This window comes from Anabaena sp. UHCC 0187 (assembly GCF_009712035.1).
Taxonomy (GTDB): Bacteria; Cyanobacteriota; Cyanobacteriia; order Cyanobacteriales; family Nostocaceae; genus Dolichospermum.
This window is the reverse complement of the sequence record NZ_VILB01000003.1, coordinates 21,572-33,534: the sequence shown is the minus strand read 5'-3', so window position 1 is coordinate 33,534 and position 11,963 is coordinate 21,572. Positions and strand designations below refer to the sequence as shown.

Genomic DNA, 11,963 nt, shown 5'->3' with positions numbered 1-11,963 from the left:
CTTGAAAAATTAATAGTTATTACTTGTATTGGTTATTTCTAATATAATCACATATACCATGAATTTTTCCTAAAGCAGCTTGTGGTTTTATGATCAATCCTATTGCTGCTTTGATGATTTGCATAATAAGCTTCATAATAAAAATTGATTTATTTGTGTATCTATGAATTGTGAATAAATAACTATAGGTACTATATCTAATTTTTTTAAATATATTTCTATTAGTAATTGATGATGGTTGATGTGTGACACCTAACTTTTTAGTTACTGCTATTAGATGTCCTTGATTAGCATAGCGTCTGCAAAAATCAAAATCTTCATAATATAGGAAGTAAGCATGATCAAATAAAGGACATTCAGAAAAATTCTTTAAATTAATTATTAAACTACAACCTGAAACCCAATCACAATTAATATAATCTGTATCTGTATTAGTTAATAAATCTACTTCTGAAATTGTGCCATTTTCAGGAATAAAGCGACCACCAGCAAACCATATTTTGTTTTCAGGAGTACAAATAATTGTCCCTAAAATTGATAGTTCTGGATGTGAATCAAAAAATAATTGAAGTTTTTCTAAAGTATTTTGTGGTAAATAAGCATCTGGATTAATTATCCAAACTATTCCTTGTTTATCTTGATTGTAAATCCATTGTAAACCTAAATTACAAGCACCACCAAAGCCAAGATTTTTTTCTGCTTCAATAATTATTGTTGGTTTATATTTAAGTTCATTAATTGAATGATCATCTGGAGAGTTATTAATGATAATAATCTGGTAGTTACTATCTTGATAAGATGGTAGAGAAATGATTAATTTACTTATTAAATTGGTAGAATAATAGTTAACTGTTAAAAAATAGATCATAATCGACTAATGTTAAAATAAATATTTTAATGAGGATATCAATTACCATTTTTCAGTAAGATTACCTATTAATCCATGATAAGTTCCTAATAAACAAGCCCATATTTTTAAGTGTTTATCTTCTAAATCATACAACATAATTAACAAGATTTTAACTAGCATATATTTTATTCGTCGCATTAAGCTAGTAAGGCGGTAATAACCTTGAGAAAAACGAGTTTCTAAATAGGTATGGTTGCGACAAATATAGTAATAACGTAAAGCCGAATATTCTTGTATATAGCGATATTGATTTAGAAATTTTATTTGAATAGGACTACCAAAATTGTGGTGCATAATAGCTTTAGTAACAATCAGATTATGAAAGCCTTTTTGCCTTAGTCGTAAGCCATAATCAAGGTCAATACCATCAATAAATAAGTCAGCACAAGGAGAAGAAATAGTTTTAGCCGCAGCTAAAGAAATTAGAGAACCAGAAGTAATGGGTGCATCACATTCATAAAAATCTACATTATGATTATGTTTAATACCTCGAAAATGATCATTAGCAAAAACTACACTTTCTACAACTTTACTTATTCTAGTATCAAATGCAGTAGGGGCAATAATACCAATTTTATAGTTATCTTGTTCAGATAATTTATGATAAGTTGTCAGCAAAATTTCTAAGCAATTTGGAGTAAGAATACTATCTTGATCAAATGTCCATAAAAAATCATATTCTTGATTAATAGCCCATGCTAATGCTTTTACTAAACCTTCAGAAATGCCAATGTTTTTTGGATAATGATGTATTCGCAATAGTTGATTTTTATCATTTAGTAACAATGGTTTATCAGAGTTATCTACTATATATATAGCTGTAACTTGAATTGATTGGGCTTCTATTGCTTGGATACACCTATTAACAGATTCTATATCTTGATAACAAGTTATATAAGCTGCTACTTTTGATTGCATATTGTTAAGTGGTAAGGGAGAAACTTAATAAATATATTGCTATTGCTTATTTTAGTTTATTTTTAATCCATAATCTAAAAACTAAAGGAATCAGGTTTTTAACTTTTTTAATTTTTTTAAAATTCTTAACTATCATTGATTCTAATTTCGACATTTGTTGCGTTGCAAAATAATGATCTGCTAATAGTTGCTGTAAAAACTCAATCCTTTCACCTTGAACATGAAATGTTTTTGGTTGATTAGACAAATTTTGATAGAAAACTTCTAATTTATTAATAGAATCTTCCCACTGCATTGAATCAGCAGTTATTTTCCCATTTTCTTGCAACTTTTTATATAAATCTTTATCATTTATTAATCTTTTTAATGCTTGATGAGCTAAATTAACATCTCCATTAGGTATAACTAAAGCATTGTATTCATCCTTAATATATTCATCATACCCAGTAACATCACTAACAATACAAACTCCACCACAGGCCATCATTTCTAAAGGGGGTCCAAAAAATCCTTCAACACTACTAAGTTTAACTAAAATATCACAACTCGAATAAATATGTTTCATTTTACTAAAATCTACTTTGTAAAAAAAGCGATCAATTTTCCAGCATGGAGAAGGTTCTCCTCCATTGGAAACACACCAAATTTCACAATCTAATCCTTGACTTGCTTCAATAGCTTCTTTTACTCTTTTAAAAGGAGTATCTATTGTACCTTCTATTAATATTCTTAATTTGTCTTTTTGTTTATTTTCAATTGGTTTAGCAGGATGAATTATATCAGAATCAAGAGCATTAGGGATATAAACAGCTTGATACCCAAAGTTTTCTTTAAGCCATTCAACAATCCATTTTGCTTCTGTCATATAATGAACATTACATAAATAGCTTAAAATAACTTGATTTTTGAGAATTGGATCATCATAAAAACGAGTTTCATCTGATTGAACAAAATACACTTTATGTTTGGCTGGAAATTTTAAACCTGGAATAACTGTAGCCCAAAAAGTAGCAACACAAATATCAACTCCATCAGGAAAATCTTTAGGATGAAAAACAGGGCAATTAAAATTTGGAAACCATTCAAAAGAACTTGATGTTGCAGGAATAGCTTCATTTAAAAGACAAATAATAATCTCGTGACCTCGTTTTGCTAGTCTAGTAATATGCTGAAGAACTATAATATGTCCACCACAAATCAAATTAGATGGGAGCACATAAACAATTTTCATAATAATGATTTAATTCCTTCTTCTAAACTAATTAAAGGTTGAAAATCTAACTTTTCTTGAGATAAACTAATATCGGCACAAGAATGTTCAATCTCTCCTTGACGAGATGGCAAAAAAGTGGGTTCTAAATAGTAATTGGTCTGCTTAGAAATTAAATTAAGTAATTCTACAAGATTAGTTTTATTACCCGTACCAATATTGAAAATTCGATATTTTTTTAAGATGCTACTTGGTAATGTTGCAGCCAAAATATTAGCTCTAGCGACATCTGAAACATGAATAAAGTCTCGGCTTTGTTGTCCAGTACCATAGATTTTAGGAGGTTTTTTCTGGTGATAACATTCTATAAAACGAGGAATTACAGCCGCATAATCTGAATCTGCTCTTTGACGTGATCCATATACATTAAAATACCTTAAACAAACTGTTTCTAAACCATAGGAATAATAAAAGCTTTCAGCTAATGCTTCTGCTGTTAATTTACTAGCAGCATAGGGGGATTTAGGATCAGGTAAATAGGTTTCTTGTAATGGTGGTTGATGAATATCTCCATAAACTGAACAACTTGAAGCTATGACAACTCTTGATACTTTTGCCTGTAAGGCAGCCCAAAGTACATTTAATGTACCAGTATTATTAATTTCATGAGTTAACAGTGGATTTGCTAAAGAACCTGAAACAGAAGAATGTGCCGCCAGATGAAACACCCAGTCTACATTTTTTATGGTTCTCTGTAGGGTATCTAGGTCACGAATATCACCCGATATCACTTTAATCTGCTCTTGGCAGTTGTTCAAATTTTCAAGGTTTCCAGTGGAAAAATTATCATATATAATCGGATAAACACCTTGATCTAATAACGAATCTACAAGGTGGGAACCAATAAAACCACAACCTCCTGTTATAATAGCTTTCATGGGATATAGAGTTCTAAGACTGAAGAAAGATTATCACTATTATCGCTGGTTTGCAACTTTTTTAAATAATTGCCTTTTGAAGTTTTAATATTAATCGCTGAAAATGGTCTAAGCTGATTTTTCCCATCTAATATAATTACCTGTTCAAAATTATATTTCTTTTGTGCCACCATTAAGGAATTAAAATCAGGATTAATTTTAAACTTCAGGTTATCTTGATTCTTTTCAGCCGATATATTGTAGTAGTCACCTTTAACCCCTTGCATAGGATAAATTTTTCTAAAGAAACCATTAACAACCCAGTCTCCAGCAAATACAGGAACCCAATTACGCAAGATTTCTGCATCTTTGATTAAAAAGAGAGTCTGAGGTGGAACAGTTGGAAAGTTGCTTTTAACAATGACTTCATAGTTCTTTAAATCCAATCCAACTTGTCGCCAAATCGTTCCTATTCCTATCATAGATTCAGCCCCACTTGTGAGGGGTTGTACCAAAAAACAAAATGTTATTAGTATGATTACATATTCTATTTTTTTATGCTTTAATTTTTGGATAATTTCCAAGAATCCTCTCAGTATTAAGACAATAATAACAGCCAAGCCCAAATGAGGTAAATATGTATGTCTTGTATCAAACCAGGCAGAAGTCAGAAAAAATGGAATAAGGGGATATAAACATAGACAAATCGAAAGTATAATAGTAAAAATGTAATCATTCTTCCTAAATAAATTAGAAGTATTGGAAGATTTAAAAATAGGATAAAACCAAGTGAGTATTAAAAAAATTAGAAATAAGCTTGTTATAATGAAAGAAAATTCAGTAAATCTTGAACCTTTAAATGCCTGTGAACCAACATAATTGTCCATCTGAGGATATGACCAAAAAGTTGATTGTAATATATCTTTGGTTCGGATAAATATATTTTCTATTGCCACCTGACTGCGATCAAACTGTGAGGATAAACCAAAGGATTTAGTAAATCTAAACAAGAGAAAGGCAAAAATATATGCTCCAAAATAAGAGAAAGTTTTTAGAAGTTTTAGAAAATTAATTTTCGGCTCTTTCCAGATCACAAATCTTGCATACAATAAGCCATGAATTATAGGCAAAAATAAAGCCAGTTCATAGCAAAATAAAGTTGTTCCATATAACAAGGAAGAAATCCATAAAAATTTATTTTTCTTGGTTAAAAGAAATTGATAAAAAAAGTAAATTGAACCTAACCATACAACTAATAAAAGTTTTAAAGTTAATAAAATAACCCACCAATATTCTTGTGAATGTCCTGGCATTAACAGAAAAAATAATACTGTTAAACTACTGTAAAATTTGTTATTCCAAATCAGTCCATCACATACATGATAGACAGTTAAGTTAGCAATAATTTCTACAATTGCACCGAAAATATGATAATAGATCGCATTCCATTTAAAAACTTGAAAGATAGAGATCAGAAAGATTCCTGCTAAAGGTCTATCTGTGAAAATTGGAACAATAGAATTTGTTTCCTCAAAATCAGAAAAAACTGAAAAATCGTCCAAATAAAAATATAAATCTTTCAAAAAAATATATTTAAAAACTAACGTAAATAGAGTCAATCCAAAAACATGAATAAAATTGATCATTTTTCTAATTCATTTAATTTTGAAAATATTTTAATATTAACTCAATAATCTGATCTGTTTTATCTAAGTTAATCCATAAAGGAAGACGTAACAGACGATCACTAATAGTATTTGTATTGTTCATTTTTCCCTCGACCCTACCATATTTTATTCCAGCAGGGGATGAATGAAGGGGAACATAATGAAATACTGATTGAATGTTATAAGATTTTAGATATTGAATCAGATCAGTTCGTTCTTGTAAACTATTTAACAATAAATAGTATAAATGAGCATTGTGTTGACAATAACTTGGAATGATAGGACGGCGAACTTTTTCAATTTTTTCTAATTTACAGAAAGCTTGATGATAAGTTTCCCATATAGACAATCTTTTTTTCAAAATCATTGCATTTTCTTCAAGTTGCGCCCATAAAAAAGCTGATATTAGTTCACTTGGTAAATAAGATGAACCCACATCAACCCATGTATATTTATCTACTTGTCCTCGAAAAAATTGACTCCGGTTTGTTCCTTTCTCCCAGATAATTTCACTACGTTCAATTAAACTAGCATCATTAACTAATAATGCTCCACCTTCTCCACTAATTAAATTTTTTGTTTCGTGAAAACTGAGAGCCGAAAGATTACCAAAACTTCCGAGGGGTTGTCCCTTATAGGTTGATCCTATTCCCTGTGCATTATCTTCAATTACCAATAGCTGATAAGCTTTGGCAATATCCATAATAATATCCATTTCGCAACCTACACCAGCATAATGTACTGGAACAATAGCTTTAGTCTTTTTGGTAATAGCTGATTCTATTTGAGTTTCATCTATATTTAAAGTATCTGGACAAATATCAATAAATACCGGAACTGCTCCACGCAAAACAAAAGCATTCGCAGTAGAAACAAAAGTATAAGAAGGCATTATGACTTCATCACCAGCTTGAATATTTGCCAAAATTGCTGACATTTCCAACCCGGCTGTACAAGAATGGGTCAAAAGAGCTTTCTGACAACCAATGGTTTCTTCTAACCAAGTTTGGCAACGCTTTGTAAACATACCATTTCCAGAAAGATGACCATTGTTAATGGCTTGCTGGATATAGTCAAGTTCTTTTCCTGTCACAAAAGGTTTATTAAAGGGTGTAATCATTAAAAATCACAAATAAATTTCCTAAATTTTTATAGCAACCAGAAGAAGTGAACCTCCCCAGGGAAAGGAAACTCCACTTTGAATCATTTGACGTTCTATGGACAATATAAACTCCAGAGTAACATTTAACCATGAACTAATCTTAAATTCATTCAGAGGATCATAATTTTCTTGTTCTCGACGTTGAGAAAAACGGGAAAGTATCATTAAAGGCAAGAGAAGGGAAACGAAAGAAGTCATTTTCACAATCTTAAATCCAGCTTCTTGTACTTTCCTTTTTAAATCTTGAGATTGATAGCGTCTCACATGAAAAGCATGATCATCTGCTTGACTCCATAACCACGGATGTTGAGGCACAGTCAAAATTAAACTTCCTTGGGGTTTCAAAGCTTGATATATTTGTCCAAGGACTAAATGATCCTCTTGGATGTGTTCCAATACATCAAAAGCACCAATACCATCAAATTCATCTTCAAATGGAATATGAAGTGCATCCATTTGAAAAAGTTGGGTACGATTTAAACGTTGGGACGCAAATTCTAACCCTTGTGTAAATATTTCACTTCCTGATAATTGTAATTGAGAAAAAGATTTTTCTAATCCAGAAAGCACAAACCCTGTGCCACAACCAATTTCTAAAAAGTTTTTTTGATTGGGAAAGAATTTTTTAATTGCCCAAATAATGAGACGATTTCGGGAACGAAACCAAAAGTTTTTAGCTTCTACTTTTGCTAATTTAGCAAAGAAAATCGGATCGTAACTCTCAACTTTGTCTATAATTTCAGGCGCAAATGATAAACAACCATTAATTAGATTCGGATTATATTGACAGTTGGGACATTTCCATTCTTGATTGTCAAATATATAAGCACATTCGTTACATTTTTTCATCGTTATTACCCTACTGAATTAATAAGTGGTAAACATCTTGAGCATTTTTAAAAGTGAACCCTAATGATCTATAAAGATTGAGTACCGCCAGATTAGAAGCAGATATTGAACTAATAATTTCCTGATGACCTAATTTAAACATTTCTTGGCAAGCTATACTCCAGAAATATTTTGCCATGCCTTTTTCTCTAAAATTGGATTTCAAAGCATGAAGCAGGATATTTTGAGTAGAAAATCCCCAAAATCCTGCTAATTCTTGGTCATACATTAAACCCCATACTTTTTCATCATTAAACAATTGACATAACCATGAATTATATCTTGAATCTGCTTGTTTTTTATCTATGTTGAAGTCACGGTGAAACCTACCATGAGCGAAAGCACCATCACAAATACTAATTAATTCTTCTAAAGAATTTGTTTGAGAAAGATGAATTTTAGAGTGATAATAAGGAATAAAGCTGGAAAAGTAGCAAGATGGTTGTATTAACGTATCACAATAATAAAAATCACAATCAGATAAAACTTTAGTATTCCAAAGAGGATCTACTTTAATTGTATAATGTCCTTTTTCTGCATTTTTTATAATTTGATTTATGCCTGAAAATAACAGTTCTTCAGATGGAACAATAATTTCAAAAGTATTGATTCCTAAAATATTTTCATCCCAAGGAGTTTCCTTAATTAAAATTTGATTATTTTTTGGACTTGTTTGTGTCATGGAATGTTATCTGAGAAGTTATTTAAAATCTAAATTAGTTGAATCTCTCACTAAATATAATGGTCTTTTTTTTGTTTCATCAAAGGTTTTACCTAAATAAATACCCATGATTCCTAAGATAGAAATAATAATTCCTCCTAAAAAATATAAAGAAACAATTAAACTACTCCAACCGATTACAGGAGTTCCAAATAAGATAGCTCTAATAATTAGATAGATTCCTCCTAGAAAAGCCAAAAATGCAATCATAAAACCGATTTTAACAGATAAACGTAATGGTTTATCTGAATAGGCAATAATCGTATCAGTAGCTAATTTCCAAAGTTTATTAAAAGTATAGGTGCTTTTCCCTTCTAGACGAGAATCATGTTTAACCTCAATACTAGCAGTCGGAAACCCCATCCAATCAACTAAACCACCAAAAAACCTTAATTGCTCCCGAATTAGACAAAAATTAGATACCACTTTCCTAGAGATAATCCTAAAGTTACCGACCTCAGCATCATACTTTAAATCTACCAAGTAGTTAAAAACTTGATAAAACAGTTTAGAAGTTAGTTTTTTGAGAAAAGCATCCTGTCTATTTTTCCTTTTTGCCAAAACGACATCATACCCTTCTTGGGCTTTAGCATAAAGTTTAGGGATTTCTTCTGGACGATCCTGCAAATCACAATCCATAACTACGACCCAATCTCCATTACAGTGATCCAATCCTGCTGTTATCCCATAGTGTTGCCCAAAATTGCGACTAAATTGAATACCTTTAACTCTGGTGTCTTGATTTGCTAATTCTAAGATAATCTCCCAAGAGCGATCGCCTCCACAATCTTCTACTAAAACAATCTCAAAATCTTCAGAAATAATCTCTAAAGATTCTTTGAGTCTTGCGTAAAGTTCATGCAGACATTTCTCTGCTTTATATACTGGAATCACTACAGATATATGAGACATAGATTTTAGATTGAATTAGGTTAAAAAATAATTTTATATACGCTTTATTAATTTTCATGTTTAATCATCCTTAATAAATTAATTTTCGATATATCAGAAAAAATATCATTAACATTGAGTTTGTTAATAAAATTCCTTGATTTGATTTCAAATATACTCAAATTGAGATCATTGGCAAGTAAAATTCGTTCGAGAAGGTGAGATAAAATTACAGACCTTCCACTTCCTATGTTATAAACTTCTCCCTTTTTACCATGATTCATCACTATTTCGTAATCTTTAATTGCTTCATCCACAGTAATATAATCCCTTTTACTGTCTAAATTACCTAAAATTATTTTCTCTATTTCACCTTTTTTATATTGTTCTATCTGTTGATAGACTCGACCTATAAAAAGTTGCCTAGAGATATTTTCTCCTAATAAGTTAAAGGTACGAGCCATAACTATATCCAGATCATGAACTTGACAATAAAATTGCATTAAATGGGTTTGATAGACTTTAGTTAAGCCATAAATACTAACTGGATCTAAGGGATGATCTTCCTTGATTGGATTATCTTCTTCTTTAATTAAACCATACTCAGCCGCACTTCCAATTAATAATACTCGACAAGATATTTTGGCTTTAAGAAGACTATCTAGGATATTTTTGGTAGATATAACATTATTAGCATAATCTATAGAATAATCATTAGTAAAACTTCCCGCTAGATGATAAATTCTATCTGGTTGAATTTCCTGAATTAAATTTTCAACTAAGTTATAATCGGTTAAATCACAAATAAGATCATTATGATTTTTTTGTTTATTACGATTAACACAGTTGATTTTTATCTGAGAATTTTCTTGTAAATATTTAACTAAATGAGTACCAGTAAACCCATTTGATCCAGTTATTAAAACTTTCATGTTAAACCCAATTTAATTTTAAGTTGATCATAATTTTCATTAGCATTTTCATAATCTTCAGGACGACCAATATCTAGCCAATAACCATCAAACGGTTTTACTAAGATTTTATTTTTATTTTTAATTCCATCTATCATTAAATTATCAAAGCCATAAGGTTCACCTTTAGTCAGTTGCTCAACAACCCGACGATTAAGACAATAAATTCCCATGCTTACATCAAAGTAGTAAGTAGGTTTTTCAATAAAGGAACAAATTAAATTTTCCTCATTGTATTTCAAAACTCCAAAATCAATTTTTGACTCTCTTTTAAAAGTTGAGACTGTAACATCATTATCAGCTTGAATATGATAATCGTAAAAATCTAGGTAGTTCAAATTACAAAGAATATCACCATTCATCACTAAAAAATTATCAGGCAAATCAGGGATTAAAGTTAAAGGTCCAATGGTACTAAGAGGACTTTCTTCTAAAGAATAATCAATTTTCACATTCCATAAAGAACCATCACCAAAAAAAGCCATAATCAAATTTGCCAGATGATTAACAGCTAACGTAATATGATCAAATCCTGCTACTGCTAATTGACGAATGATAATTTCTAATATGGGCATTTCACCACCAATCGGAACGAGGGGTTTAGGAATAGTCACTGTATATGGCTTTAATCGAGTCCCTTTTCCACCGGCTAAAATAATGGCTCTCATCTTAAAATATTCTCCCTACTAAACATTATAAATATTAGCTTTATACTTCGATAAATTTTCCTTATTCTTAAACCATTTGATAGTTTCAGCTAATCCTTTAGCTAAATCATATTGGTGACTCCAATCGGTAAGGGACAAGATTTTTTTATTACATCCTAATAATCTATTAACTTCTGATTTAGTAGGGCGTAACCGATCATTATCGCTAATAATATTAGCATGAGGATTTAGTTGTTTTATTAGCTCCTTAGCCATCTCTCCAACGGATATTTCCACTCCAGTAGCAATATTAATTTCTTCTCCTATTGTTAGATCCGATTTGGCAATTTCTACAAAAGCATTTGTTGTATCTTTCACATAATTAAAATCACGAGTTGGCTCAAGACTTCCTAATTTAATCTCTGTTGCCCCTGCTAACAATTGAGTAATAATCGTGGGAATAACAGCACGCGCTGACTGTCTTGGTCCATAGGTGTTAAAAGGACGGACAATCACAACGGGTAAATTAAACGACCGATAAAATGATTCTGCTAATCTATCAGCACCAATTTTAGTCGCACTGTAGGGAGATTGTCCTTGAAATGGATGTTTTTCGTCAATAGGCACATAGTTCGCAGTCCCATAAACCTCAGAAGTAGATGTAATTAAAACTTTTTCAACCCCTAGCTTTTTGGCAGACTGTAGCACATTTAATGTTCCCTTGATATTGGTGTCCACATAAGAATCAGGGGAGTGATAAGAGAAAGGAATAGCAATTAAAGCAGCTAAATGAAAGACCACATCACATCCTTTCATTGCCATTTCTACACCATTGGGATCACGAATATCTCCAGCGAATATTTCAATATTATTCAGTTTTTCTTCTGATAAAGAATCAAGCCATCCCCAAGAGTTAAAAGAGTTATAATAGACAAATGCTTTAATTTTACAGCCCTCCTCTAATAACCTTTCGACTAAATGGCTACCGATAAAACCATCTGAACCTGTAACTAAAACTCGTTTGTTTTTAATTTCCATGAAATTTAATGCACCTAATTATA

12 protein-coding genes are annotated in these 11,963 nt (G+C 30.8%); all 12 read right to left on the bottom strand.

What is annotated here, in order from left to right:
* Positions 1-19: 19 nt before the first annotated feature.
* Genes FJR11_RS02685 through FJR11_RS02630 form a run of 12 tightly spaced genes read right to left on the bottom strand, consistent with a single transcriptional unit; the run spans position 20 to position 11,940 of the window.
* Positions 20-868, bottom strand: a complete 849-nt coding sequence (locus FJR11_RS02685) for a glycosyltransferase (protein ID WP_168502190.1) — start codon at positions 866-868, stop codon at positions 20-22.
* A 42-nt stretch (positions 869-910) separates the two neighbouring features.
* Entirely contained in the window at positions 911-1,828 is a 918-nt protein-coding gene (locus FJR11_RS02680; protein WP_168502189.1) for a glycosyltransferase, read from the bottom strand.
* Positions 1,829-1,874: 46 nt separating this feature from the next.
* On the bottom strand, positions 1,875-3,059 hold the full coding sequence (locus tag FJR11_RS02675) for a glycosyltransferase family 4 protein (protein ID WP_168502188.1): 1,185 nt from the start codon (positions 3,057-3,059) through the stop codon (positions 1,875-1,877).
* Positions 3,056-3,976, bottom strand: coding sequence for an NAD-dependent epimerase/dehydratase family protein (locus tag FJR11_RS02670; protein ID WP_168502187.1), 921 nt, complete (start codon positions 3,974-3,976; stop codon positions 3,056-3,058). Before FJR11_RS02670 ends, FJR11_RS02675 begins: the two co-directional genes overlap by 4 nt.
* Complete coding sequence (locus FJR11_RS02665) at positions 3,973-5,601, bottom strand: hypothetical protein (RefSeq protein ID WP_168502186.1); 1,629 nt, start codon at positions 5,599-5,601, stop codon at positions 3,973-3,975. Before FJR11_RS02665 ends, FJR11_RS02670 begins: the two co-directional genes overlap by 4 nt.
* 13 nt (positions 5,602-5,614) lie before the next feature.
* On the bottom strand, positions 5,615-6,742 hold the full coding sequence (gene rffA / locus FJR11_RS02660) for a dTDP-4-amino-4,6-dideoxygalactose transaminase (protein ID WP_168502185.1): 1,128 nt from the start codon (positions 6,740-6,742) through the stop codon (positions 5,615-5,617).
* A 21-nt stretch (positions 6,743-6,763) separates the two neighbouring features.
* Complete coding sequence (locus FJR11_RS02655) at positions 6,764-7,633, bottom strand: bifunctional 2-polyprenyl-6-hydroxyphenol methylase/3-demethylubiquinol 3-O-methyltransferase UbiG (protein WP_168502184.1); 870 nt, start codon at positions 7,631-7,633, stop codon at positions 6,764-6,766.
* Between the two features lie 10 nt (positions 7,634-7,643).
* A complete protein-coding gene (locus tag FJR11_RS02650; RefSeq protein WP_168502183.1) occupies positions 7,644-8,354 on the bottom strand; it encodes a GNAT family N-acetyltransferase in 711 nt (236 codons plus the stop codon).
* A gap of 18 nt (positions 8,355-8,372) precedes the next feature.
* On the bottom strand, positions 8,373-9,305 hold the full coding sequence (locus FJR11_RS02645; RefSeq protein ID WP_168502182.1) for a glycosyltransferase family 2 protein: 933 nt from the start codon (positions 9,303-9,305) through the stop codon (positions 8,373-8,375).
* 47 nt (positions 9,306-9,352) lie between these two features.
* The gene (locus tag FJR11_RS02640; protein WP_168502181.1) at positions 9,353-10,216 is read right to left on the bottom strand and encodes an NAD-dependent epimerase/dehydratase family protein; all 864 of its coding nucleotides are present in this window, start codon (positions 10,214-10,216) and stop codon (positions 9,353-9,355) included.
* Positions 10,213-10,923, bottom strand: coding sequence for a sugar phosphate nucleotidyltransferase (locus tag FJR11_RS02635; protein WP_168502180.1), 711 nt, complete (start codon positions 10,921-10,923; stop codon positions 10,213-10,215). Before FJR11_RS02635 ends, FJR11_RS02640 begins: the two co-directional genes overlap by 4 nt.
* An 18-nt stretch (positions 10,924-10,941) precedes the next feature.
* Positions 10,942-11,940 (bottom strand): NAD-dependent 4,6-dehydratase LegB, encoded by a 999-nt coding sequence (locus FJR11_RS02630; protein ID WP_168502179.1) that lies wholly within the window; start codon positions 11,938-11,940, stop codon positions 10,942-10,944.
* Positions 11,941-11,963: the final 23 nt, after the last annotated feature.

Excerpts from the sequence above, each read along its gene's own strand:
- FJR11_RS02635 (WP_168502180.1), bottom strand. The coding sequence starts at position 10,923 with ATGAGAGCCATTATTTTAGCCGGTGGAAAAGGGACTCGATTAAAGCCA.
- FJR11_RS02670 (WP_168502187.1), bottom strand. The coding sequence starts at position 3,976 with ATGAAAGCTATTATAACAGGAGGTTGTGGTTTTATTGGTTCCCACCTT.
- FJR11_RS02650 (WP_168502183.1), bottom strand. The coding sequence starts at position 8,354 with ATGACACAAACAAGTCCAAAAAATAATCAAATTTTAATTAAGGAAACT.
- FJR11_RS02655 (WP_168502184.1), bottom strand. The coding sequence starts at position 7,633 with ATGAAAAAATGTAACGAATGTGCTTATATATTTGACAATCAAGAATGG.
- FJR11_RS02645 (WP_168502182.1), bottom strand. The coding sequence starts at position 9,305 with ATGTCTCATATATCTGTAGTGATTCCAGTATATAAAGCAGAGAAATGT.
- FJR11_RS02685 (WP_168502190.1), bottom strand. The coding sequence starts at position 868 with ATGATCTATTTTTTAACAGTTAACTATTATTCTACCAATTTAATAAGT.
- rffA (WP_168502185.1), bottom strand. The coding sequence starts at position 6,742 with ATGATTACACCCTTTAATAAACCTTTTGTGACAGGAAAAGAACTTGAC.
- FJR11_RS02630 (WP_168502179.1), bottom strand. The coding sequence starts at position 11,940 with ATGGAAATTAAAAACAAACGAGTTTTAGTTACAGGTTCAGATGGTTTT.
- FJR11_RS02675 (WP_168502188.1), bottom strand. The coding sequence starts at position 3,059 with ATGAAAATTGTTTATGTGCTCCCATCTAATTTGATTTGTGGTGGACAT.
- FJR11_RS02640 (WP_168502181.1), bottom strand. The coding sequence starts at position 10,216 with ATGAAAGTTTTAATAACTGGATCAAATGGGTTTACTGGTACTCATTTA.
- FJR11_RS02665 (WP_168502186.1), bottom strand. The coding sequence starts at position 5,601 with ATGATCAATTTTATTCATGTTTTTGGATTGACTCTATTTACGTTAGTT.
- FJR11_RS02680 (WP_168502189.1), bottom strand. The coding sequence starts at position 1,828 with ATGCAATCAAAAGTAGCAGCTTATATAACTTGTTATCAAGATATAGAA.